This is a genomic window from Nonomuraea endophytica (assembly GCF_014203235.1).
GTDB lineage: Bacteria > Actinomycetota > Actinomycetes > Streptosporangiales > Streptosporangiaceae > Nonomuraea > Nonomuraea endophytica.
In genome coordinates this window covers 76,067-99,043 of record NZ_JACHIN010000017.1, presented here as the reverse complement: position 1 = coordinate 99,043, position 22,977 = coordinate 76,067, and the positions used below count along the sequence as shown (strand labels likewise).

Genomic DNA, 22,977 nt, shown 5'->3' with positions numbered 1-22,977 from the left:
CCCTCCGCGAGGAAGGCCGGCCGGTGGGTTCACGTGGTGGAGAAGGCGGCGTCGAAGGAGGTCGCGGGCGGGGTGATGGAGTTGAGCGTGCGGATGAAGCCCAGGGCCTCGCGGGCGCCGTCGAGGCGGTCCATGCCCGCGTCCTCCCACTCGATCGAGATCGGGCCCGTGTAGCCGATGGAGTTCAGCGCCCTGAAGCAGTCCTCCCACGGCACGTCGCCGCGCCCGGTCGAGACGAAGTCCCAGCCGCGCCGCAGGTCGGCCCACGGCAGGTGCGAGGACAGCCGGCCGCGGCGACCGTCGCCGACGCGCATCCGGGTGTCCTTGCAGTCCACGTGGTAGATGCGGTCGGAGAAGTCGAGGATGAAGTTCACCGGGTCGATGTCCTGCCAGACCATGTGCGAGGGGTCCCAGTTCAGGCCGAAGGCGGGGCGGTGGCCGATCGCCTCCAGCGTCTTCTGGGTCGTCACGTAGTCGTAGGCGATCTCCGAGGGGTGCACCTCGTGCGCGAAGCGGACGCCCACCTCGTCGAAGACGTCCAGGATCGGGTTCCAGCGGTCGGCGAAGTCCCGGTATCCGGCCTCCACCATCGAGGCCGGCACCGGCGGGAACATCGCCACCGTGTGCCAGATCGACGAGCCGGTGAACCCCACCACGGTGTCCACGCCGAGCGCGGCGGCGGCCCTGGCGGTGTTCTTCATGTCCTCGGCCGCGGCCTGGCGCACCGACTCCGGGTCGCCGTTGCCCCAGACGCGCGCGGGCAGGATGGCCTGGTGCCGCTCGTCGATGGGATGGTCGCAGATGGCCTGGCCGACGAGGTGGTTGGAGATCGTCCACACCTTCAGGCCGTGCTTGTCGAGCTGTTCGAGCTTGCGGGTGACGTACCCGGAGTCCTCCAGGGCGGCGGCCACGTCGAAGTGGTCGCCGGAGCAGGCGATCTCCAGCCCGTCGTAGCCCCACTCCGCCGCCAGCCCGCACACCTCCTCGAAGGGCAGGTCGGCCCACTGTCCGGTGAAGAGCGTGACCGGTCTGGTCATGGGATCTCCTTGTAAGCGCCGTTGCTCTGCTCGACCGCCTCCAGCACCCGCTGCACCCGCAGCCCGTCCGCGAACGAGGGCGAGGGGTCGGCGCCGGCGGCGATCGCCTCCAGGAAGTCCTTGATCTCGTGGGTGAACGTGTGCTCGTAGCCGAGCCCGTGCCCCGGCGGCCACCACGCCCCGGCGTAGGGGTGCTCGGGCTCGGTGACGAGGGTCCGGGTGAAGCCCGCGCCGCCGTCGCTGACCCACAGCTCGTTCATCGCCTCGAAGTCGAAGTACAGGCTGCCCAGCGCGCCGTTCAGCTCAATGCGCAGCGCGTTCTTGCGTCCGGTGGCGAAGCGCGTGGCCTCGAACGAGGCCAGCGCGCCGCCCGACATCCGGCCGACGAACAACGCCGCGTCGTCCACGGTGACCGTGCCCCTGTCCGTACGGCTGCCGCCCTCGAGCGGCCGTTCCTTGACGAAGGTCTCGGTCAGCCCGGTGACGCCGACGACGCGCTGGCCGGTGACGAACTCGGCGGTGTCGATGATGTGCGCGCCGATGTCGCCGAGCGCGCCAGAACCCGCCTTGTCCTTCCGCAGCCGCCACACCAGCGGGAAGTCCGGATCCACGATCCAGTCCTGCAGGTACTGCGCCCGTACGTGCCTGATCTCGCCCAGCCGGCCCTCGGCGACCAGTTGCCTGGCCAGGGCGACGGCGGGCACCCGCCGGTAGTTGAAGGCGACCATGCTCTTGCCCGGCCCGCGCGCGGCGGCCTCGGCCATCCGGATGGCCTCCTCCACCGTGTTGGCCAGCGGCTTCTCACAGATGACGTGCTTGCCCGCGGCCAGCGCGGCGATGGCGATCTCGGCGTGCGAGTCGCCGGGCGTGCAGATGTCGATGATGTCGACGTCGTCGCGGGCCACCACCTCACGCCAGTCGGTCACCGCCTCCGCCCAGCCCATCCGGGCGGCCGCCGCCTCGGTCGCCTCCTTCGAGCGCCCGCAGATCACCCGCATCTCGGGTTTCGCGGGCAGCTCGAAGAAGGCGGCGACGTTCCGCCATGCCTGGGAGTGGACGCGTCCCATGAAGGCATAACCGATCATGCCTACGCCGTTAATCAAGATTCGAACCCCAATGCCAGGTACTTGTCGACGTTCTCCTTGGTGATGGTCTCCGACGCGAGGGTGATCGACTGGGGCACTTGGTTCTCCACGAGATCGCTCATGCCCTTACCCTGGGCGATCAGTCGCGCGAGCTTGATGGCCGATGAGGCCATCGTGGGGCTGTAGGTGACCGTGGCCTCCAGCACCGACGTGCCCGACTGGATCTCCTTCATGGCGTTGAGCGAACCGGCGCCGCCGACCATGATGAACTCGCTGCGGCCCGCCTCCTTGATCGCGGCGAGCACGCCGACGCCCTGGTCGTCGTCGTGGTTCCACAGCGCGTCGATCTTCTTGTGCGCCTGCAGGAGGCTGGTGGCGACCTGGTTGCCGGTCTCCACGGTGAACTTGGCGTCCTGCTTGGCGGTGACGCTGAAGCCGTACGTCTTGAGGGCGTCGGCGAAGCCCTTGCTGCGGTCCTGCGTGAGCGGGAGCGTCGCGATGCCCTGGATCTCCACGATCACCGGGTTGGCAACGCCCTTGTCCTTGAGCTTCTTGCCGACGTGGTGGCCGGCCGCCACGCCCATGCCGTAATTGTCGCCGCCGACCCAGGTGCGGTAGGCGAGCTTGTCCGGGAAGACGCGGTCGAGGTTGATGACCGGGATGCCCGCCGCGGTGGCCTGCAGGGCGACCTGGTTGAGCTGCTGGCCGTCGTTGGGCAGGATCACCAGCGCGGCGACCTTGGCCGCGATCAGCGACTCGACCGCGGAGATCTGCGCGTTGATGTCGTTGGTCGGCTCGACCGGCTTGAACTCGATGTCGGTGTACTGCTTCGCGGTCGCCTCGGCGTTCTTGGCGATGGCCGCGATCCAGCCGTGGTCGGCGGCCGGCGCGGAGAAGCCGATGACGACCTTCTGCCCCGGCTGGTCGTTGCCGCTCGCGGCGGGGGCGGGTGCGGGGGCCGCGCTGGAGGGCGCCGCCGCCGGCTCGTTCGAGGTGCAGCCCGTGGCCAGTAATGCGGCACCGCCCAGGCCGCCGATGAGGAATCCCCGGCGCGCGACGTTTTCGGTCATGGTGCTCTCTCCTTGAGGTTGCGCCGCTGGAGAAGGACGGCGACGACGATGATCAGGCCCTTGGCGATCAGTTGGTCGCTGGTGTTGAGGCCGTTGAGGATGAACAGGTTCGTGATGAGCGTGAAGATGAGCAGGCCGAGGATCGAACCGATGATGGTGCCCCGGCCGCCGGTGAGCAGGGTGCCGCCGATGATCACGGCGGCGATGGCGTCGAGCTCGTACAGGTCGCCGTGGGTGGACGACCCGGTGGTGGTGCGGGCCATGATCAGGATCGCCGCGATGCCGCAGCACAGGCCGGACAGCGCGTACAGCAGCATCGTGTGCCTGCGTACGTTGATGCCGGCGAGCCTGGCCGCCTCGGGGTTGCCGCCGACCGCGTATGTGCGGCGGCCGAAAGTGGTGCGGTTGAGCAGGACCCAGCCGAGCACCACGACCAGCGCGAAGATGTAGACCAGCAGCGGGATGCCGAGCAGCCGGGTGGTCGACAGCTCCACGATGGCGGTGTTGCCGCTCTGGATGAGCTGGGTCTTGCGGTCGGACATGCGCTGGGCCAGGCCGCGCGCGGCCACCAGCATGGCCAGCGTGGCGATGAACGGCACCAGCCGCCCATAGGAGATCAGCAACCCGTTGACCAGCCCGGCCCCGGTGCCGACCAGGACCGCGCAGACCACCATGACGAACGGCCCGTACGACTGCGTGGCCAGCGTGGTCGCCCACACCGAGGCGAGCGCCATGATCGCGCCCACGGACAGGTCGATGCCACCGCCGATGATCACGAACGTCATGCCGACCGTGATGACGCCGATGGTGGCGGCCAGCGACAGGATGCTGACCAGGTTCGAGGCGGTGGCGAAGTTGTCGGGTTTGGTGACCACGCCGACGATCGCGAGCAGCACCAGCGCCGCCACCAGCCCGAGGTGGCGGGCCTCGCCGACCTTTCCCCACCAGGCCTCGCGTACGGCGACGCCACGGGTGTCCACCTTCACGCCGCACTCCCTTCCATGATCATGTCGAGTACCCGGTGCTCGTCGAGCCCCTCGGCCGCGCTCTCGTGGATGACCCGGCCCTCGCGCAGCACCAGCACCCGGTCGGCCAGGCCGAGCACCTCGGGCACCTCGCTGGAGACCAGCAGCACGCCGATGCCCTGCTCGGCCAGCTTGCGGATGACCGCGTACAGCTCGGCGCGGGCGCCGACGTCGACGCCGCGGGTGGGCTCGTCGAGCAGGAGCAGCTTGCGCTCGTCGAGCAGCCAGCGGGCCAGCACGGCCTTCTGCTGGTTGCCGCCGGACAGCGTCTTGATCGGGCGTTCCGGGTCGTGGGGACGGATGTCGAGGGTGTCCACCAGGCGTTTGGCCTCGGCTCGTTCGCGGGCGCGGTCGAGCCAGCCGAATCTGGAGAAGCCGGGCAGCGTGCCGAGGGTGATGTTGGCGGTGACGCTCTGGTCGAGCAGGAGCGCCTGGGCCTTGCGCTCTTCCGGGGCCAGGCCCATGCCCTGCCTGACGGCCGCGACCGCGCTCCTGATCTGCTTTCCTTCCAGCAGGACCCGGCCTGAGCTGGGGCGGGAGCCGTACACGGCCTCAAGGATCTCTGAGCGGCCGGAGCCGACGAGGCCGGCCAGGCCGACGATCTCGCCCGCGTGCACGGAGAAGGAGACGCCGGCGAACGCGCCCGGCGAGCTGAGGTCCTCCACGCGCAGCACCTCGCGGCCTCGGCCGGAGCCGCGCGGCGGGAAGACGTATTCGACGTTGCGGCCGGTCATCAGGGAGACGATCTGCGAGGTGGGTGTCTCGTGGGCGGGCAGGCCGACGGCGACGGTGCGGCCGTCCTTCAGGACGGTGACGCGGTCGCCGATCTCGCGGATCTCCTCCAGGCGGTGGGAGATGTAGACGACGGCGACGCCCTGGGCGGTCAGTTCGCGGATGATGCGGAAGAGGTTGGCGACCTCGTCGTGGGCGAGGGCGGCCGACGGCTCGTCCATGATGATCAGGCGCGCGTCGTGGGAGAGCGCCCTGGCCATGGAGACGACCTGCTTGGCCGCCGGGGACAGGCGCCCGACCTCGGTGGACGGGCGGATCTCCGGGTGGCCGAGCCGGGCGAGCACCGCGGTGGCCGCCTTGTTGGTGGCGGAGCGGTGGACGAAGCCCAGGGACGACTTCTCGTGGCCGAGCAGGATGTTCTCGGCCACGCTGAGCCCGTCGACGAGGTCGAGCTCCTGGTAGATGGTGGCGATGCCGAGCCTGATGGCGTCGATGGGGCTGCTCGGGCGTACCTGCCTGCCGCCGAACTCGATCGTGCCCTGGTCGGGCTGGTGCACCCCGGCCAGCACTTTGATCAGCGTGGACTTGCCGGCGCCGTTCTGGCCGAGCAGGCAGTGCACCTCGCCCGCCCGCACGTCGAGATCGACTCCGTCGAGCGCGCGAACGCCGGGGAACTGCTTGACGACTCCCCTGATGACCAGCATGGGCCCTCTCAGGCGTTGATGATCCGGTTGATGTTCTCGGGTGAGAGGTAGTGCTCGATCGCGAGGATGCCCGCGCCCAGCGCGGCCGCGTTCACCCCCGTACGGCTCGGCACGATCGTCAGATGGTGGGTGGCCAGCGGCAGCGACCGGCGGTAGACGGTCTCGCGGATCCCGGCCAGCAGGTGCTCGTGCACCCGTGACAGGGCGCCGCCGATGACGATGACCTCGGGGTTGAAGAAGTTGACCAGGCCGGCCAGGACCTCGCCGATGAGCCGCCCGGCCTCTCTGACCAGCCGCAGCGCCTGGGTGTTGCCGCTCTGCACGAGCCGCACCACGTCGGCGCCGGACTCGGCGGGGAAGCCGAGTTCGGTGAGCCTGCGGGCCAGCGCGGCGCCGCCGGCGACCGCCTCCAGGCAGGCGCTGTTGCCGCAGCGGCAGCCGGCCTCCTCGTGGCCGCTGACCCTGATGTGGCCGATGTCGCCGGCCGAGCCGCTGGCCCCGCGGTGCAGGGCGCCTTCGGTCACGATGCCGCAGCCGATGCCGGTGCCGACCTTCACGAAAAGCAGGTGGCCGGTACCGGCGAAGGCGTTGCGGTGCTCGCCCAGCGCCATCACGTTGACGTCGTTGTCGACCAGGACCGTGGGGCCGCGGAAGTAGTCGGGGATGGGGTAGTCGTTCCAGCCGGGCATGATCGGCGGGTTGTTCGGCCGGCCGGTGGCGAACTCGACCGGTCCCGGCACTCCGATGCCCAGCGACCTGAGGCCGGCGCGCGGCCGGCCCACCTCGGCGAGCAGCTGGTCGACCAGCCGGTCGACCTGCGGCAGCACGGCTTCGGGACCCTCGGCGATGTGCAGCGGCTCCTCGGACTCGGCCAGCACGGCGCCGGTGAGGTCCATGAGCGCGACCCGGCAGTGGGTGGCGCCCAGGTCGACGCCGGCGACGCTGTGCTCGTCGGTGTGCAGGCGCAGCTGGCGCGGCGGGCGGCCGCCGGTGGACTCGCCGCTGTCGCTCTCCTCGACCAGGCCACGCTCGATGAGCGCGTCGACCCGCTGGGAAATGGTGGATCTGGCCAGGCCGGTGACCCGCGCGAGGTCGGAGCGGGTCGTGGCCGACCCGGCGCTGATCAGGGTCAGCACGTCGCCGGGAGAGCCGGGGGGTGAGCTCATGCGCCGACCATAGGAGCACTCGTCGGTCAGAAGCAAGACCCTGATCCAACAAACCTGGGGGACTTCCGTCGATCATCGAACAAAGTCCGGTTCAGGGGCCCAAAGGCGCAAAAGAGAATGAGAATCTGGTTTCACAGATGCGGAGAGCACGCATAGTAAATGGCGATGCACCCGTAAGGACCGTCGGTTCATCAGGCGGGTTCTGACCACACCCAAATGCACCCTTTAAAGCGTCAGTAAGCCGAAAAAACAAACAAACACCTAATAGTTAAGCTATACCTCTGCAACGTTCTGGCTTTTCAGTCCCTAAGCCATTAGTCAGGATGTAGTCGTACATCACGCTGTGTTCCGAGAGGATGCCGGTGATCCGTACTTTGCTCGCTGAGGATATGGAACTCGTCCGCGGGGCGATCGTGGCACTCCTCGCCTACGAGGAGGACATCGAGGTCGTCGCCGAGGTGGACCGAGGTGACCACATCCTCGAAGCCGCACGGGCCACCCACCCCGATGTGGCCGTGATCGACCTGGTGATGCCGGGAGCCGACGGGCTGGAGGCGGCGCGCGAGCTGCACGAGGCCCTGCCCGGCTGCGGGGTGCTGATCCTCACCGCGGTCGGCACGCCCGCCATGCTGAAACGGGCCTTAGACGCGCGGGTGCGCGGATTCCTGGCCAAGGACGCGCCGCCCGCGCAACTGGCCGACGCCATCAGGAAGGTGGCGGCCGGCGGGAGCGTGGTGGACTCCTCGCTGGCCATCGCCGCGATGACCACCCCCGACACGCCGCTGACCTCCCGTGAGCTCGACGTGCTGACCGCGGCCGCCGACGGCTCGTCCGTCTCGGAGATCGCCGGTTCGCTCTTCCTCGCGGAGGGCACCGTGCGCAACTACCTCAGTCGCACGCGCTCCAAGCTGAGCGCGCGCAGCAGCATCGACGCCATCCGCATCGCCCGAGAGTCAGGCTGGATCTGACGGCAGCGGAAGACCGGTGTGCTCGGCGAGGAAGGCCAGCGCGTCCGCCGCCAGCGCCACCGAGCGGCTGACGGCCCTCGCGCCGTGGCCGACGTCGCCCTCGTGGCGCAGCAGCAGCGGCCGGCCCCCCGCGTCCGCCCGCTGCATCGCGGCGCACATCTTGCGCGCGTGCGCGGGATCGACGCGAGTGTCCTCGCCGAAGACCGTGAACAGCGTGGCCGGGTAGGCCGTGCCCTCGGCCACCCGGTGGTACGGGGAGTAGGCCAGCAGCCAGGCCAGCTCCTCCGGGCGGTCGGCGGTGCCGTACTCCTGCTTCCAGGACGCGCCGAGGCCCGAGCGCTCATAACGCGTCATGTCGAGGATCGGCGCCGAGCAGACCGCGGCGGTGAACAGCTCGGGGTACTGCGTCAGCATGCCGCCGATGAGCAGCCCGCCGTTCGACTCGCCCCAGATCCCCAGCTGGGCGGGGGTGGTCCAGCCGTCGGTGACGAGCTTCTCGGCCGCGGCGGCGAAGTCGTCGAAGACGTTCTGCTTGTGCTCGCGCATGCCCGCGCGGTGCCAGGCCTCGCCCTCCTCGCCACCGCCCCTGATGCCGGCGACCGCCAGCACGCCGCCCGCCTCGATCCAGGCCACCGAGTCGGCGGCGTAGCCGGGCGTCAGCGACATGCCGAAACCGCCGTAACCGGTCAGGATCGCCGGGCGCGGGCGGCCGTCACCCGGCTTGGCGACCACGGTCATCCGCACCTCGGTGCCGTCGCGCGAGGTGAACGTCACCTGCCTGCTCACCACGCCCGGCACCGGCAGGCTCGCCTCCCACGCGGTGAGCGAGCCGTCCTTCGCGTCGTAGCGCCACACGCCCGCGGGCGTGACGGCGTCGGTGTAGAGGAACCACGCCTCGTGCCCGCCCTCGGGCCGCGCGGTGAGCGGGCCGACCGTCCCCGCGCCGGGCAGCTTCACCGGTACGGCCGGCCGCCCCGTGTCCAGCTCGTGCACGACGACCTCGGCGACCGCGTGCCGTACGCGGGAGACCAGCAGCCGGTTGCCCTCCAGGATCGTGAAAGCGGCCAGCACCGACTCCGGGTCCTCGGCCACCAGGTCCTTCCACGCGTCGGGACGCTCCGGGTCGGCCACGCACAACCGCCGGCGGGGCGCGTCGCGGTCGGTCAGGATGTAGAGCCGCCCGTCCGCGCCGGCCGCCGCCACGCTCCTGGCCGATCCGGCGGGCTGGATCAGCCGCTTCTCGCCGCTCTTTAGGTCGGCCAGCCACAGCTCGTTCGGGGTGCTCGGGCCGGGGGCCGCCGACAGCGTGAGCCAGCGGCCGTCCGCGCTCAACGTCAGCCCGTAGGAGCCGGCGCCGTCGGCGGTGAAGACCTCTTCGTCGGGCTCCCGCGAGCCGATCCGGTGCAGGTAGACGCCGGTGCGGGCGCGGACGTAGTAGAACGCGGCGCCGTCGGGCAGCCAGGCGACCGGCGAGTAGCGGCAGTCGCCGATCGGGCCGTCCACGTCCGCGCCGGTCCTGACATCCATGACGTGCAGCTCGGCCCGTTCCTCGCCGCGCCGCGACAGCTGGTACGCCAGCAGGGTGCCGTCCGGTCCCGGCTGCCATTCGTCCAGGGTGGTTAGGCCGGTGGGGTCCAGGCGCATCGGGTCGAGCAGGATCTCGTCGTCGCGGTAGAGGACGGGGTGCTCCTGGTCGGCCGCGCGGCGCATCACGAAGCGGTGCTCGCCGCGCCAGACGGGCGGGGTCGCGATGCCGGTACGGCTCAGCTCGCCCAGCCGGGTCAGCATGCGTTCGCGCCACGGGAGGGCGGCGGCGTGCTCGCGCCAGAGGGCGTCCTGGGCGTCGAGCCAGGCGATGGTGCCGGGGTCGGCCGGGTCTTCGAGCCACCGGTAGGGGTCGGGGATCCGGTGTCCGTGGAGCTCATCGACCAGCGGCAGCCGGGATGCGTCCGGATATTTCATGAAAGCTGGGCCTCCTCGCGGGTGCTCTCCCAGTGACCGACCAGATCGGCATAAAGCGGTGCCGCCGCGACGAGCTCCTCGTGAGTGCCCATGCTCGCCCGGGAGCCGTCGAGCAGGAGTACCCGCGCCGCCCTGCGGGCCGAGGTGAGCCGGTGGGCCACGACGATCAGTGTGCCGCCCCGCCGTACGAACGCCTGCTCGGCCCGCGCCTCCGCGGCCGGGTCGAGGTGGCAGGTGGCCTCGTCGAGTATCACCAGGCCGGCCTCGGCCAGATGGGCTCTGACCAGGGCGATGAGCTGCCGCTCCCCCGCTGACAGGCCGCCCGGGTCCAGGTCGGCGTCCAGGCCGCCCAGGCGCTCGATCAGCTCGTCGGCGCCCACCTCGCGGGCGGCGGCCAGGATGCGCTCCGGCGGGGCGTCGGACAGGTAGGCCAGGTTCTCGTGCAGCGAGCCGCGGAAGGCGTAGGCCTCCTGGGGGATGAGGACTCTGGTGGCCGGGTCGGCCAGGTGGGCGGGTACTCCGGCCACGGTGACCGTGCCGGCGCCGGGGCGCAGCAGGCCCGCGGCCAGGGCGGCCAGCGTGGACTTGCCCGCGCCGCTCGGGCCGACGATCGCCAGGTGCTCGCCGTCCCGGACCTCCAGGTCGAGGTCCTGGACGACGGGGTCGGCGTGCTCGCCGTACGAGAAACTCACGCCCGTGAAGGCGAGCGCGACCGAGTCGTCCGCAGCGGGCCGGGCCTCGCCGGCGGGGCCTTCGAGAGCGGCGGGGCCTTCGAGGGAGGCGGGGTGTTCGGAGGACGGGGAGGTCGTGTGGAGGATGCGGTCGAGGGAGGCGAACAGGCGTACGCCGCTGACGCCGACGCCTTCCACCAGGCCGCCGAGCGCCGGGGCGAGCGACTGGGTGACGTAGGCGAGCGCGCCCACGATCACACCCGCGCCGAGCGTGCCGCCCGCCACCCACGGCCCGCCGACCAGGATCAGGACGACCGGAGCCCACGCGCCGACGCCCAGGGCGGCGGTGCGCAGCGCGGTCATCCCGGCCAGGCGCCCGGCCGAGCGGGCCTGGGCGGCTATGCGGCGGCCGACCATGGCCTGCACGCGTTCCTCCGCGCCGCAGGCGGTGACGTCGCGCAGGCCGCCGGTCACCGAGACGAGCGTCTGGGCGGTGCGCTCGTCGGCTTCGAGGTAAGCACGCTGACGGTGGTACAGAACGGGCAGGGAGATCGTGAACAGCACCGCACCCAGCACGAACGGCGGCAGCACCAGCACGGCCAGCGCCGGATGCAGCGCGACCAGCCCGAGCACCGCGCCCGCCGCCGTGAACGCGAACCCGCGCACGACGGTGACCACCGCGGCGAAGGCGTCCCTGGCCAGCTCGACCTGAAGGTTGATCCGGGCGACCGCGCTCGCCGGCGCGTCCTGCGGCCCCTCGCACAGCGCCCCGCGCACGGCCAGCGTCAGCAGGTCGTCGCGGAACGGCTCGGCCACCGCGGCCACCGCCAGGATCACCTGCCGGGCCGCGAACGCCGCCAGCAACCACGCAGTCCCGAGCGCCGCCAGCCAGGCCAGCCCGACGTCCACCCGCCCGGCGGCGAACCCGTCGTCGATGGCGCGGGCGATCGCCAGCCCGATGAGGAAGGCCGGCGCCACCTCCACCACCGACCAGGCGGCGATCCTGGCCAGCGCCTTGGGCCTGGCCCGCAACGCCGTCCACACCACCCGGCCGGCCTTCACGACGGGACCCCGGCGTGCTCGAAGACGGCCCGGTATCCGGGGTCCTTCCACAGGCTCGCGTGGGGGGCGTGGCCGCGTACCCGGCCACCTTCCAGCCAGATCACCCGGTCGGCGCGGGCCGCGGTGGCGGCGCGGTGGGTGACGACCAGCCGGGTACGCCCGCCGAGCTCACCGGTCAGCGCCTCGCCCACCTGCTGCTCCGTCAGCGTGTCGAGGCCGGAGGTGGCGTCGTCCAGCACGAGGAAGCGGCCGCCCTGGGCGAAGGCGCGGGCCAGGCCGACCCGCTGGCGTTCGCCGCCGGACATGGGCGCGCGCTCCAGCGGCGTCAGGAAGCCCTGGGGCAGCCGGGACAGGAAGCCGTCGGCCCGTGCGGCCCGTGCCGCCCCTTCCGCGGCGCCGGCCGAGGCCCGGCCGAACTCGATGGCCTCTTCCACGGACTCCCCCAGCAGCACCGGGCGTTCGAAGGCGTACGCGACGGCCTGGCGCAGGGCCGAGGGCGACAGCTCGCGCAGGTCCACCCCGTCCAGCGACACCGTGCCGTGGTCCGGGTCGGTCAGCCGCCCGGCCAGCGCGGCCAGCGATGACTTGCCCGCTCCCGAACGCCCGACCACGGCCGTCACCGACCCGCCGGGCAGCACCAGGTCGCCGATCTCCAGGCCGCCCGCGCTCACGGCGCGGAACTCCACGGTCCCGTCACCGGCGGGCAGCGTCGCCGCGCCCGTCTCCGGCTCCCTCTCGTCCAGAACCTCGGCCACCCGGTCGGCCGCCGAGCGGGCCCTGGCCAGCCTGGCCACGAAGCCGAGCGCGCCGCTCAGCGCGGCGCCCAGCACGGCGTATCGGGCGGCGGCGTAGAGGTCGCCGACGGTGATCTGCCGGGTGGCCAGCAGGTATCCGCCCACGGCGAGCACCGCCACCTCCAGCACCGGCACCATGATCCCGGCTCTGACCCCGGCGCCCGCCGTGGCCCGCCAGAGGGCCAGACCGTGCGTGCGCAGCGTGGGCAGCGGCGTCAGGACCCGGCGCACCTCGCGCTCCTCGGTCCGGGCCGCGGCGATGGTCCTGGCTCCGGCGAGTGCGTCGACCAGGCGGGTGGCGATCTCGCCCTGCGTCTCCTGGTAGGCGGCGGCGATCTCGCCGCTGGCCCGCATGAAGGCGCGCAGCACGAACATGATGGCGACGAGACCGGCCGCCAGGGTGAGCGTGAGCCGGGGGTCGATGAGGGTGAGGGCCACGAGGCCGCCGACGGTCGGCACCAGCAGCGTGATCACGCTGACGGCCGCGTCCGGCGCGCCGCCGAGCTCCTCGGCGTTCAGTCCAGCTCTGGTGACCAGGTCGCCCTGGCCGAAACGGCGGGTCATCCCGGGTCCCACGCCCAGCACCCGCCGCATGAGCGCCCCGCGCATCCGGGCCGCAGCGGCGGCTCCGCTCACGCCACGGGTCCAGACGGTCAGGCACTCACAGATCATGATCACGGCTACCGCGCCGACGGCGGCGGTGAGCCAGGTGGTGCGGTCCTGGCCGTCGATGGTCCGCCCGATCAGGTACGGCAGGGCCAGCTCGGCCGCGGCCCCGGCGATCCCCGTGAACGCCAGCACGAGGGGCCAGGGGCCGCTGCGCCGTACCGCGTCCAAGACGAGCCGATCACCAGACCGCACGGTGTTCCTTTCGGTCCAACTCCGGAATCCCGGGGCGTCCTTCGCAGACGCCCCGGGACCCCGATCACTTTCTTAGTGGCACAGAGCGACGCTGAGGTTGCTCGGCTTGCCGGAGTGGCACGTAAGGACAGTAAGCGTGCTGCCGCCGCTGGCGACGTCGCTGCTTGCCGGTGCCTCCAGGCCCTGAAGGTCGAGGAGAGTCATGTTGTCTACACCTCCTTCCTGTGCTCGTGTCGGGCAGGTGACTCCAGGAAGGGGAGATGAGCCCGCGTCTCCGGCACCGCCGTTGCCAGAGCGAGTAACACACCCGCACTTCCTGTAGCCAGATCCATGGACAGCCGCAGCAGCTGATCACCGGGGAAGGCCAGGCCCCCGCCGTACGGGAGGGCGTGCCAGCGCAGATCGCGCGGGCCCTCCCCGAAGGCGGCGAGGACGCCGGCGCGGCCGGTGAAAAGGCCCGACTGCACGAAGAAGCCTGATCGCGCGACCAGCCGCAGCTTCTCCAGCTCGGGAGCGAGCTCGGAGGACGGCCGGTGGCGCAGGTAACGTTCGAGGACCATCGCGATGCCGGCCGACCCCTCGTCGAGGTACGGCAGCAGCCGCCAGCCCTGGTTGACCTGGAGCGAGCCGTCCTCCGCGGTACGGCAGCGCCGCAGGTCCAGCTTGAGCGCGGTCTCGGCCAGGTCGAGCAGGCCGGAGTCGCCGGAGCGTTCGTAGGCGTGGACGAAGAGCAGCGCGGGGCCGGCGAAGCCGTTCATGAGCCCGGCGTGCGGGTTCGTGCCGCCGCTGATCTCGGGCACCTCGACGTCGAGGCGGCCGGCGCAGAGCTCCACGGCGCGGTTGGCCGGTTCGTCCAGGCCGAGGTGGAAGAGGTTCAGCCCGATGCCCGACAGTCCGGAGAAGAGGGACGCCTCCAGGCCTTCCCACTTCTCGCGCAGCACGATGTCGGCCACGTCGAGCGCGTCCTGCCGGTGGCCCAGCAGGTCGAGCACGTGCGCGATGCCGTGCAGCCCGTCGTACAACCCGAGGCCGGAGCCCGGCGCCGGCTTGGTCGCCCGCTGGCGCAGCCAGTCCTCGTGCACCGGCTCGCAACCGGCTTCGACCAGCGCGTAGAGCACGCCGGCCGCGCCGTGGGCCAGCCCGAGACCGCCGCCCGGCTTGAACTGCGCCGGGTCGCCGGGGAAGAGCCGGTCGTCGCGCTCGGGTGTCGCGCTCGCGGTGATGGCCTTGGCCAGCGCGTCGCGTACCTGCGGCCAGGGGTCGTCGGCGGGGAGCGGCGGGGGCGTCCAGGTCGCGTCGCCGGCGATCGTGTCGACCGCTTCGCCGAGGTCGGCGCCGAACGTCTCCGTCACGATCGCGCCCAGGTGACGCACCTTGCCGTGGTGGAGCGGCTGCATGATCGTGCACTGGGGCGCGAACAACGCCATCCGCAGGCAGGCCAGCGCGTATTCGTCGACGTCGACGCCCTGCCGTTCCTGCGGGGCGACGAAGGCGGGGTGGGCCAGGGCGGCGCGGTCGCCGTTCTCGACGAGCGTGGCGACCTCGTAGTCGATCAGCACGATCCGGCCGTCGTCGGTGAGCAGGATGTTGTCCGGGTGCAGGTCGCCGAAGACGACCCCGCGCTCGTGCAGCGAGCGCACCGCCACGTCCACCTGGTCGAGGGTCTCCAGCGCCCAGGCGGTGTATTCCTCCAGGTCGGCGGCCGTACAGGTTGCCGAGGTCAGCGGATACTTGTGGACCAGCCTGCGCTGCAGCGTGGTGGCCTCCACGAACTCCTGCACGAGGAAGTGGTGCTCGCCCAGCTCGAAGTGGTCGATGAGCGCCGGGCAGGCGTCCAGGCCGGCCAGCCGCGCCAGCATGTCGCGCTCGTGCCCGAGCCGCGCCACCGCGTCCCGCCCTGCCGCGTCGAGCCCGGCGTGCGGCCTGGCCTCCTTGAGCACGACCCGCGCGCCGGTCCGCAGGTCCGCGGCGAGGTAGACGCCGCCGCCGTTGGAGAAGTGCAGGACACTCTCCACCTTGTACGGCAGGCCGTCCAGCTTGACCGCGTTCCTGACGTCCAGGTGCGGCTGGAGGAAGTCGGGCAGGCTCGTCCAGGGCGGCACGGAGAACACCGCGTTCCGCACATCAGGCACCAGGTTCCCGTCGCCGTCCTCGACGGCCAGCACCCGCTCGCCGCTCTCGGACAGGCAGTGCCGCTCGGCGAAGCCGCCGTACCGGACGAACAGCGGGCCGTCTCCGTAGCGCAGGTCGCTCAGGATGTAGGGGCCCTTCACCCCGCGCAGCAACTCGTTGAGCTCCTTGAGCACGAGTTCGAGCTGCGCCTCGTCACGCGGGTAGATGGTGACGAGCTTGCCGCTGGAGGCGCGGGATGCGGCCTTGGAGCCGAGCATCACCAGCACCGGCAGGCCGCGCAAGAACTTGAACGCCACGCCGCGGGGCACGCAGTAGTCCCAGACGGCGGAGAGCGCCTTCTCGGCGTCGTCCACCCGGGCGGAGACGTGGATCTTCCATCCCTGTGCCGGCAACGGTTCCTCGTTGACCGGCGCGTAGTACATCCAGGTGTCGGTGGGGTGATGGGTCCAACCGTCGGGCACCGGACGGCGGGCGACGGGGAAAAGAGCATCCGGCGACTTCCGCTCGTCCAGCACGTCATAAAAGACCGGATCCGCCAGACAATACATCTCGTACTGCTCCATCAAGCCCGCCTCCCTGCTGGGAACACCTCCAAAGAATGCGAGCTGGCGGGGCTATTCGTCTAGTTACACGAATCATCAGCAAGTAGGAAGACTACACAGCCATTTGTGATGTTTTCACAGACGATTGATGGGGATCCCACGGATGATTAGTTGGGATTTCCAGGAATATATACTGACATTCTGAATCGGCCATGGTGCATGGCCCTGGCCTCGAACCAGCCGCCGTACTCGACGACCCGCTCCCGCAGGTTCCGCAGCCCCTGACCCGGCGCGTGACGCGGCTTCTTGGCGCCGTCGTTGAGTATCGACAGCAACACCATGCCGCCCTCCTCCAACACCTGGATCGAGCACTCACGGGCGGTCGTGTGCCGCAGGATGTTGGTCACGCCCTCGCGCAGGACATACGTCAGCACCTGAATGGCCGACTGCGGCAGCCCGCCGCAGGCGACGTGGACATGACAGCTCAGCCCCGCCGACTCCAGCACCGATCGGGCCGAGCTCAGCTCGGTCTCCAGCGAATAGCTGCGGCCCAGGTGCGCCACCGAGCGCACGTCCTCGGTCACCCCGCGCACGAGGTCCAGCGCCTCGTCCAGCTCCTCACGCCCGCGCTCGCTGTTCTTCTCCAGCTGCCGCTGCGCCAGCTCGATCCGCAGGATCAGCAGCGTCAGCCGGTGCCCCACGAGGTCGTGCAGGTCGCGGGTGAGCCGGTGCCGCTCGTCCTCGACCGCGCGGCACACCTGGTCGGTGAGTACGGCCCGCAGCGAGTGCGCCCGCACGGTCAGGCTGACCACCGCGTACTCGGAGAACCCCACCACCGGCGCCGCCAGCAGCCACGGCTGGTCGACCACGCACAACATCAGCGGCCCGCACCCCAGCGCCACGACCACCAGCGTCCAGGACCGTTTCCGCTCGGCCACCACCAGCAGCGTCCCGGTCAGCAGCACGGTGACCGGCGCCCACCCCGTCCAGTACATGAGCGGCGCCACCGTCAGCGCCACCTGCCCGGCCAGCGGCAGCCAGGGCGTCCTGCGCAGGCGCAACGTCGCCAGCACCGCCCAGGCGTGCAGCCCGACCACGGCGACCAGGCAGCCCAGCCACACCGCGAGCAGGTCGGAGCCCGACGGCAGCACCCGGAGCACCCCGACGACGACCATCCCCACGATCCCCGGCGCCAGCGCGAACCCGCACAGCACCAGCGGCGGCAAGGCGGCGATCCCTAACGAGCGCAGCCGGGAGGGAGGCTCCATGGGTACCCTTCGCGAGCAGGCGAACCGTGACCGTAACTGCCGCGATTATTTCTTCCTCGAATCACCGGGTTCTAACGGAACATCATTCCGCCTCGGGACACGAAAAGCGGGCCCCCTCCTAGGAGGCCCGCTGGGGATCTTCGCTTCTCAGAGCATGGCCTTCATGGAGTCGCCCGCCGTCAGCACGTACGGCTGCTCCGTCATCACCGCCGCCCAGTTGTCGGCGATCGACTCGGGCGAGAGGTCGTCGGACTTCCAGCCGGGCCCCTCGGCCACGAACACCCGCGCCACCCGGCCGCCGCCCACGCTGAACACCTCGCCCGACGCCTCACACGAGTCGTGCGCCAGATAGGCGACCAGCGCGCTCACCCGCTCCGGCGTGAACTTCGCCTCGAACTCGGCCGGCAGCAGCGCCTCGGTCATCCGCGTCCAGGCGATCGGGGCGATGGCGTTGGCCTTGATGCCGTTGCGCGCGCCCTCGATCCCGAGCGTCTTGGTCAGGCCGACCAGGCCCATCTTCGCGGTGGAGTAGTTGGCCTGGCCGAAGTTGCCGAACAGTCCGGCGGGCGATGAGGTGTTGACGATCCGGCCGTATCCGGCCTCCTTCATGTACGGGTACGCCGCCTGGCTGACCAGGTAGGAGCCGCGTACGTGCACGGCCAGCACGCCGTCGAACTCCTCCACCGTCATCTTCCCGAACGACTTGTCGCGCAGGATGCCCGCGTTGTTGATGACGACGTCCACGCCGCCGAACGCCTCCACGGCCGTGCGCACGATGGCCTGGGCGCCCTCCGGCGTGGCCACGTTGTCGGTGCTGGCGACCGCCTGCCCGCCGTTCTTCTGGATGAGCTCGACCACGTCCGCGGCGGGCCCGGTCGAGGCCCCGGTGCCATCCAGTGCTCCGCCGAGGTCGTTGACCACCACCTTCGCGCCCCGCTCCGCCAGCAGCAGCGCGTGTGACCTGCCCAGGCCGTGTCCGGCCCCTGTGATGATCGCGACCCTGTCATCGAACCGAAGCATCGAACCTCCACCTCGTCGACCCCGGTTAAAGAGAACAACATTCTAGTACCCGCCCCCTTCCCCCGGAGAAGGCGTCGCGGAGGGTTTGGCGAGCACGACGGGTTGATCGTCGCGGATAGTGATCAGACAGGTCTTTTTCTGCTAGAGTTCTGGGCTCTGCGCCCGCCCTCCAAACCGGCTTGGAGGCTCTCCATGCCCGCAATCCGCGTGGTCCAATGGGCCACCGGCGCTGTTGGCCGCTACGCGCTGCGAAGCGTCCTCAGCAGACCAGAGTTAGAGCTGGCGGGTGTGCTCGTCTACGACCCCGACAAGACGGGCAAGGACGCCGGAGACCTGGTCGCGCTCCCCCGCACCGGCGTCACCTGCACCGACGACGCCGAACGCATCCTGGCCACCGACGCCGACTGCGTCCTGCACATGCCGCTGCCCGCCTCGTACTTCGGCACCGACCAGACCGCCGACCTGGAGACGATCTGCGCCCTGCTCGCCTCGGGCAAGAACGTCATCACCACGACCGGCTTCGTCTACCCCAAGTCCTACGGCCCCGGCGTCGTCCAGCGCATCGAGACCGCCTGCGCCGAAGGCGGCACCTCGCTCCACGGCACCGGCGTCAACCCGGGCTTCATGAGCGACTTCCTGCCCCTCGCGTTGAGCGGCCTCTCGTCCAGGGTCGACCACATCTACGTGCGCGAGTCCTCCGACTTCCGTGGTCACCCGTCCCGGCACATCGTCGTCGACCTGGTCGGGTTCACCCGATCGGCCAAGGACTACATCGCCGCGGTCCGGCCGTACCGGGCCTTCCAGCGCTCGCTGTTCGCCGAGAGCGCCCAGCTCGTGGCCGACGCGCTCGGCGTGGAGCTGGACGAGGTGGAGGAGAGCGACGAGTTCGAGCTGGCGACGGAGGAGTTCGAGATCGCGGCCGGACTGGTGAGCGAGGGCACCGTCTGCGCCTCGCGCTGGGTCTTCAGCGGTCTGGTACGCGGGCGGCCCTTCATGACCATCGAAGTGGTCTACAAGGCCGACGCCGCCAAGGTGCGCCGCTGGCCCGATCCCGGGTTCTCGATCCACATCGAGGGGGTGCCGCAGATGACGGTGTCGGTGGAGGAGGTCTCCCACGGCCTGGCCGCCGCCGCCTCCCACGCCGTCAACTCCATCCCCGCCGTGGTGTCCGCCCAGCCCGGCATCCGCACCCTCCTCGACCTCCCCCTCCCCACCGCCCGAGGCCAAGCCCGCCTCGCCTGACCCCACCCACCCGGGCCCCGGCCCCACCCGGTGCCGAGGTTGCCCGGTCCGCGCGGCCCACCCAGACCCGGTTGCCTCCCCAAAGCCCAGGTCTGTGCCATCCCTGCTCCGCGTCCCGGAACCTTGGAACTTGGGGTTGCCCTGGGCCGGTGCTGTGCCCGCCCCCATGCCCCGGCCCCCCAGGCTCGGGGCATGAAGAGCCGGGGCTCCCCCTGGCCCGGGGCTGTCCGGGGTCTTGACCGGCCGGGTCCGAAGGGCCGATCAAAGTCCGGAAGCCCCGGGTGGTGTGGTGCCGAGGGGACCGGCCGCCAGCCTTCGTCCGGCCCCCTCAGCCCGCCCGGCCCTCGGGCGGAGTCCATTAGTGCGGGAGGAAACGGCCGTAGCGGCCGCGGTGGTACAGGAGGGGCCGGTTCACCCCGGCCGCGCACTCCACCACCAACCCCACCACCAGCGTGTGGTCGCCGATGTCCACGGTCGTGTGCGGCACACAGATCAGATGGGCGGCCACGTCGTCCAGCAGCGGCGTCTCGAAGGGCCCCGGGTGCCAGCGGGTCGGCCCGGCGAAGCGGTCGATGCCGCGGCGGGCGAAGCGGGTGGCCAGGTCGTGCTGGTTGCCGGCCAGGACGTTGACGGCGAAGTAGTCGGCCAGCCGTAGCCAGGGCCAGGTGGTGGAGGAACGGTCGACGTAGAAGGAGACCAGCGGCGGTTCGAGGCTGACGGAGGAGAACGACGTGGCGGTCAGGCCGACCGGGACGCCCTCAGGACGGGCGGTGACGATCACGACGCCCGCCGCGTGCTGGGCCAGCGCGGTGCGGAACCCGTCGGCGTCCACGCCGTAGCCTGGCTCGTAGGCGTGGGCCGTCATCTGAGCGCCTCCTCTCTGGTCACGATCTGCGGGCCCACCCGGTCGGCCCAGCGGGCGATGGCGTCCTCGCCGGGCAGTTCGGACTCCAGGAGGGCGAGTCCGGGGGTGGGCACGTGCGCGCCCAGTTCGACCAGGAGCGGCCGGAAGTGGGTCTCGACCGCCAGCGCGTGCCGCGGGTCGCCCATGACGAGGACGGGCAGCGCGGTCTTGCCGGCCAGCGCGTCCGGCGGGAACCGGTCGACGAACGCCTTGAGCAGGCCGGTGTAGGTCGCCTTGTAGGTGGGGCTGGCGAAGACGACGACGGAGGCGGAGGCCACGAGTTCGAGTGCGACCTCCAGCGCCGCGTGCGGCCCCGGGTCCAGGATCACGGGCGCCAGCGCCGACAGGTCCACGACCTCGGCCTGATGCTCGACCGCCGCGCCGCCGAGCCCCAAAGCGTGGGCCCCGTCGCCGGTGAAGCCCAGGTGTCCGCCCAGCCGGTCCGCGATGGCATCGGCGACCGCCACGGCGGCGCCGTACGTCCTGGAACCGGTCCTTGGGTTGCCGACGACCGTCACGATGCTCATGAGACCTCCGCCAGGGACAGGCCGTAGCGCTCGCGCAGCGTGCGCCCGTCGTATTCGGTACGGAACAACCCGCGCACCTGCAGCTCCGGCACGACCAGGTCGACGAAGTCGGCCAGCCCGGCGGGCAGGTACGGGGGCATGATGTTGAAGCCGTCGGCGGCGCCGTTCTGGTACCACTCCTGGAGCTGGTCGGCGATCTGCTCCGGGGTGCCGACGACCACCCGGTGACCGCGTCCTCCGGCGAGGCGGCTGATGATGCCGCGCAGGGTGAGTCCCTCGCGGTCGGCCAGGTCGCGCACGAGTTTGATGCGGCTCTGCTGGCCGTCGGGGTTGGGCGGCAGTTCCGGCAGCGGTCCGTCGAGGGGGTAGGCGGTCAGGTCGGCGCCGAAGATGTTGGAGAGCTGGCGCAGGCCGTACGCGGGAGTGATGAGCTCTTCGAGCTCCTCGGCCCGCTGCAGCGCCTCGCGCTCGGTCGAGCCGATGATGGGCGAGATGCCGGGAAGGATCTTCAGCTGGTACGGCGTGCGCCCATAGGCGGGCAGCCGCCCCTTCAGATCGGCGTAGAACTCCTGGGCGTCCTCCAGGGTCTGCTGGGCGGTGAAGACCGCTTCGGCGAACCTGGCGGCGAACTCCTTGCCGTCCTCCGACGAGCCCGCCTGCACCAGCAGCGGCCGCCCTTGGGGTGAGCGCTGGACGTTCAGCGGCCCCTGGACCTTGAAGTGCGTTCCGTCGTGATTAATCGGCCCAATGCTTGATTTATCGGCGTAAATCCCGTTCACCCGGTCATTGATCACGGCGCCCTCGGCCCAGCTGCTCCACAGGGCGTCGGCCACCTCCAGGAACTCCTCCGCCCGGTGGTAGCGCACGCTGTGCGCGGGCCGCTCGATGCCGAAGTTCCTGGCCTCGGCCTCCCCAGCGGAGGTCACGATGTTCCAACCGGCCCGGCCGCCGCTGATGTGGTCCAGCGAGGCGAACTTGCGCGCCACGTGGAACGGCTCGTTGTACGTCGTGGACACGGTCGCGATCAGCCCGATGTGCTCGGTCACCGTGGCCAGCGCCGACAGCAGGGTCAGCGGCTCCAGCCCGCCGAGCGCGTTGTGCCGCACGTCGCCCCACAACGCCAGCCCGTCGGCCAGGAACAGCGAGTCGAGCTTGCCGCGTTCGGCGATCCTGGCCAGTTCCTCGTAGTGGCGGATGTCGGTGATGCGGCCGGGGTCGGTCAGCGGGTGCCGCCAGGCGGCCTCGTGATGGCCGACGCCCATGAGAAAGGCGTTCAGATGCATGCTCAAGGGGTCCTCCACGTGGTGCTCGCGCCGGTGTTCGCCGCTTCCGCCGCCCCGAGCGCGGCGGAAGGGGGGACGCCGGGCGCGATGGGGCCGTCGTCGTCGAGAGAAGAGGTGGCGAGGCCGGGGGCGACCGGCGACGGCCTAGGCAAGGGAGACCGCCGCCTCGCGGAGGGACACTGTGTCGCGAAGTGTGTCGTGAAGGGACAGGACGCGGCCCGGCGAGGAGGTCAGGATGGCGACCCGCCGGCCCAGGTAGGCGGCCTCGTCCAGGGACCGGGTGGCGAGAACGATGGTCTTGCCGGTCTTCTCCCAGACCGACAGCAGGTCCTCGCGCAGCGAGGAACGGGTCCGGGTGTCGAGCGCCGCGAACGGCTCGTCCATGAGCAGCACCCCGGGGTCGTAGGCGAGGCTTCTGGCGATGGCCACGCGCTGGCGGGTGCCGGCGGTCAGTTCGTGCGGGTAGCGGTCGTCGAGTGCGCCGAGCCCGACCAGGCCGAGGTAGTGACGTGCCAGGCCGGCCCGCTCGCCGCGCGGCACGGAGGTGGCCTCCAGCGCGAACTCCACGTTGCCCAGCGCGGTGCGCCAGGGGAACAGCGCGTGCTGCTGGAGCACGACGCCGTGGGCGAACCCGGCTCCGCTCACCGGCGCGCCGTCGAGGAGGATCTCGCCGCCGCTCGGCTTGAGCAGGCCGCTGATCAGGTCGAGAAGGGTGGACTTGCCGCATCCGCCGGGGCCGGCGATGGTCAGGAACTCGCCCTGCCGTACGTCAAAGGTGATGTCCGACAGGACGGTGAGCGAGCCGAAGTGTTTGGTCACATGGTTGATCTGGATCTTCATCGAGCGCCCTCCCGAGGCGATCGAGGGTCAGGGAGCGAAAGATCGTGATCACTGACACTGGGCGCTGACGACGCGGCAGAA

19 protein-coding genes are annotated in these 22,977 nt (G+C 71.0%); 2 read left to right on the top strand and 17 right to left on the bottom strand.

Going from position 1 to position 22,977, the window contains the following annotated elements; all coding sequences use genetic code 11:
• Positions 1-29 precede the first annotated feature (29 nt).
• Genes HNR40_RS44240 through HNR40_RS44215 form a run of 6 tightly spaced genes read right to left on the bottom strand, consistent with a single transcriptional unit; the run spans position 30 to position 6,819 of the window.
• A complete protein-coding gene (locus HNR40_RS44240; RefSeq protein ID WP_184972587.1) occupies positions 30-1,037 on the bottom strand; it encodes a sugar phosphate isomerase/epimerase family protein in 1,008 nt (335 codons plus the stop codon).
• Positions 1,034-2,122 carry a Gfo/Idh/MocA family protein gene (locus HNR40_RS44235; protein ID WP_184972585.1) on the bottom strand — a complete coding sequence of 363 codons (1,089 nt, stop codon included), beginning with the start codon at positions 2,120-2,122 and terminating at the stop codon, positions 1,034-1,036. The genes HNR40_RS44240 and HNR40_RS44235 overlap by 4 nt, the downstream gene beginning before the upstream one ends.
• Before the next feature lie 14 nt (positions 2,123-2,136).
• A complete protein-coding gene (locus HNR40_RS44230; RefSeq protein ID WP_184972583.1) occupies positions 2,137-3,192 on the bottom strand; it encodes a substrate-binding domain-containing protein in 1,056 nt (351 codons plus the stop codon).
• Positions 3,189-4,178, bottom strand: a complete 990-nt coding sequence (locus tag HNR40_RS44225) for an ABC transporter permease (RefSeq protein WP_184972581.1) — start codon at positions 4,176-4,178, stop codon at positions 3,189-3,191. The genes HNR40_RS44230 and HNR40_RS44225 overlap by 4 nt, the downstream gene beginning before the upstream one ends.
• The gene (locus HNR40_RS44220; RefSeq protein ID WP_184972579.1) at positions 4,175-5,653 is read right to left on the bottom strand and encodes a sugar ABC transporter ATP-binding protein; all 1,479 of its coding nucleotides are present in this window, start codon (positions 5,651-5,653) and stop codon (positions 4,175-4,177) included. The genes HNR40_RS44225 and HNR40_RS44220 overlap by 4 nt, the downstream gene beginning before the upstream one ends.
• A gap of 8 nt (positions 5,654-5,661) precedes the next feature.
• On the bottom strand, positions 5,662-6,819 hold the full coding sequence (locus tag HNR40_RS44215) for an ROK family transcriptional regulator (protein WP_184972577.1): 1,158 nt from the start codon (positions 6,817-6,819) through the stop codon (positions 5,662-5,664).
• Positions 6,820-7,181: 362 nt separating this feature from the next.
• Here HNR40_RS44215 and HNR40_RS44210 point away from each other — a divergent pair, with 362 nt between their 5' ends.
• The gene (locus HNR40_RS44210) at positions 7,182-7,787 is read left to right on the top strand and encodes a response regulator transcription factor (protein WP_184972575.1); all 606 of its coding nucleotides are present in this window, start codon (positions 7,182-7,184) and stop codon (positions 7,785-7,787) included.
• Here the strand turns inward: HNR40_RS44210 and HNR40_RS44205 are convergent.
• The 7 genes from HNR40_RS44205 to HNR40_RS44175 form a co-directional block, all read right to left on the bottom strand.
• Positions 7,773-9,749 (bottom strand): prolyl oligopeptidase family serine peptidase, encoded by a 1,977-nt coding sequence (locus HNR40_RS44205; protein ID WP_184972573.1) that lies wholly within the window; start codon positions 9,747-9,749, stop codon positions 7,773-7,775. The two genes, HNR40_RS44210 and HNR40_RS44205, sit on opposite strands and share 15 nt — an antisense overlap.
• On the bottom strand, positions 9,746-11,482 hold the full coding sequence (locus tag HNR40_RS44200) for an ATP-binding cassette domain-containing protein (protein ID WP_184972571.1): 1,737 nt from the start codon (positions 11,480-11,482) through the stop codon (positions 9,746-9,748). Before HNR40_RS44200 ends, HNR40_RS44205 begins: the two co-directional genes overlap by 4 nt.
• Positions 11,479-13,137 carry an ABC transporter transmembrane domain-containing protein gene (locus HNR40_RS44195; RefSeq protein ID WP_184972569.1) on the bottom strand — a complete coding sequence of 553 codons (1,659 nt, stop codon included), beginning with the start codon at positions 13,135-13,137 and terminating at the stop codon, positions 11,479-11,481. The genes HNR40_RS44200 and HNR40_RS44195 overlap by 4 nt, the downstream gene beginning before the upstream one ends.
• Positions 13,138-13,209: 72 nt before the next feature.
• Positions 13,210-13,341: a SapB/AmfS family lanthipeptide gene (locus tag HNR40_RS44190; protein WP_184972567.1), complete on the bottom strand. Its 132-nt coding sequence runs from the start codon at positions 13,339-13,341 to the stop codon at positions 13,210-13,212.
• Between the two features lie 5 nt (positions 13,342-13,346).
• Positions 13,347-15,833, bottom strand: a complete 2,487-nt coding sequence (gene lanKC, locus HNR40_RS44185; RefSeq protein WP_184972756.1) for a class III lanthionine synthetase LanKC — start codon at positions 15,831-15,833, stop codon at positions 13,347-13,349.
• 146 nt (positions 15,834-15,979) lie between these two features.
• A complete protein-coding gene (locus HNR40_RS44180; RefSeq protein ID WP_184972565.1) occupies positions 15,980-17,080 on the bottom strand; it encodes a sensor histidine kinase in 1,101 nt (366 codons plus the stop codon).
• 147 nt (positions 17,081-17,227) lie between these two features.
• The gene (locus tag HNR40_RS44175; protein ID WP_184972563.1) at positions 17,228-18,100 is read right to left on the bottom strand and encodes an SDR family oxidoreductase; all 873 of its coding nucleotides are present in this window, start codon (positions 18,098-18,100) and stop codon (positions 17,228-17,230) included.
• Between the two features lie 192 nt (positions 18,101-18,292).
• Between HNR40_RS44175 and HNR40_RS44170 the strand changes: the two genes are divergently transcribed.
• A complete protein-coding gene (locus HNR40_RS44170; RefSeq protein ID WP_184972561.1) occupies positions 18,293-19,342 on the top strand; it encodes an NAD(P)H-dependent amine dehydrogenase family protein in 1,050 nt (349 codons plus the stop codon).
• A 358-nt stretch (positions 19,343-19,700) separates the two neighbouring features.
• Here the strand turns inward: HNR40_RS44170 and HNR40_RS44165 are convergent, their stop codons facing one another.
• The 4 genes from HNR40_RS44165 to HNR40_RS44150 all read right to left on the bottom strand — a co-directional run bounded on the left by HNR40_RS44165 (position 19,701) and on the right by HNR40_RS44150 (position 22,896).
• A complete protein-coding gene (locus tag HNR40_RS44165) occupies positions 19,701-20,207 on the bottom strand; it encodes a flavin reductase family protein (protein WP_184972559.1) in 507 nt (168 codons plus the stop codon).
• On the bottom strand, positions 20,204-20,773 hold the full coding sequence (locus HNR40_RS44160) for an NADPH-dependent FMN reductase (protein WP_184972557.1): 570 nt from the start codon (positions 20,771-20,773) through the stop codon (positions 20,204-20,206). Before HNR40_RS44160 ends, HNR40_RS44165 begins: the two co-directional genes overlap by 4 nt.
• The gene (locus HNR40_RS44155; RefSeq protein WP_184972754.1) at positions 20,770-22,056 is read right to left on the bottom strand and encodes an LLM class flavin-dependent oxidoreductase; all 1,287 of its coding nucleotides are present in this window, start codon (positions 22,054-22,056) and stop codon (positions 20,770-20,772) included. The genes HNR40_RS44160 and HNR40_RS44155 overlap by 4 nt, the downstream gene beginning before the upstream one ends.
• A gap of 144 nt (positions 22,057-22,200) precedes the next feature.
• Positions 22,201-22,896: an ABC transporter ATP-binding protein gene (locus HNR40_RS44150; protein WP_184972555.1), complete on the bottom strand. Its 696-nt coding sequence runs from the start codon at positions 22,894-22,896 to the stop codon at positions 22,201-22,203.
• Between the last annotated feature and the right edge of the window lie 81 nt (positions 22,897-22,977).

Excerpts from the sequence above, each read along its gene's own strand:
- HNR40_RS44240 (WP_184972587.1), bottom strand. The coding sequence starts at position 1,037 with ATGACCAGACCGGTCACGCTCTTCACCGGACAGTGGGCCGACCTGCCC.
- HNR40_RS44235 (WP_184972585.1), bottom strand. The coding sequence starts at position 2,122 with ATGATCGGTTATGCCTTCATGGGACGCGTCCACTCCCAGGCATGGCGG.
- HNR40_RS44230 (WP_184972583.1), bottom strand. The coding sequence starts at position 3,192 with ATGACCGAAAACGTCGCGCGCCGGGGATTCCTCATCGGCGGCCTGGGC.
- HNR40_RS44220 (WP_184972579.1), bottom strand. The coding sequence starts at position 5,653 with ATGCTGGTCATCAGGGGAGTCGTCAAGCAGTTCCCCGGCGTTCGCGCG.
- HNR40_RS44215 (WP_184972577.1), bottom strand. The coding sequence starts at position 6,819 with ATGAGCTCACCCCCCGGCTCTCCCGGCGACGTGCTGACCCTGATCAGC.
- HNR40_RS44205 (WP_184972573.1), bottom strand. The coding sequence starts at position 9,749 with ATGAAATATCCGGACGCATCCCGGCTGCCGCTGGTCGATGAGCTCCAC.
- HNR40_RS44190 (WP_184972567.1), bottom strand. The coding sequence starts at position 13,341 with ATGACTCTCCTCGACCTTCAGGGCCTGGAGGCACCGGCAAGCAGCGAC.
- lanKC (WP_184972756.1), bottom strand. The coding sequence starts at position 15,833 with ATGGAGCAGTACGAGATGTATTGTCTGGCGGATCCGGTCTTTTATGAC.
- HNR40_RS44180 (WP_184972565.1), bottom strand. The coding sequence starts at position 17,080 with ATGGAGCCTCCCTCCCGGCTGCGCTCGTTAGGGATCGCCGCCTTGCCG.
- HNR40_RS44175 (WP_184972563.1), bottom strand. The coding sequence starts at position 18,100 with ATGCTTCGGTTCGATGACAGGGTCGCGATCATCACAGGGGCCGGACAC.
- HNR40_RS44170 (WP_184972561.1), top strand. The coding sequence starts at position 18,293 with ATGCCCGCAATCCGCGTGGTCCAATGGGCCACCGGCGCTGTTGGCCGC.
- HNR40_RS44165 (WP_184972559.1), bottom strand. The coding sequence starts at position 20,207 with ATGACGGCCCACGCCTACGAGCCAGGCTACGGCGTGGACGCCGACGGG.
- HNR40_RS44160 (WP_184972557.1), bottom strand. The coding sequence starts at position 20,773 with ATGAGCATCGTGACGGTCGTCGGCAACCCAAGGACCGGTTCCAGGACG.
- HNR40_RS44155 (WP_184972754.1), bottom strand. The coding sequence starts at position 22,056 with ATGCATCTGAACGCCTTTCTCATGGGCGTCGGCCATCACGAGGCCGCC.
- HNR40_RS44150 (WP_184972555.1), bottom strand. The coding sequence starts at position 22,896 with ATGAAGATCCAGATCAACCATGTGACCAAACACTTCGGCTCGCTCACC.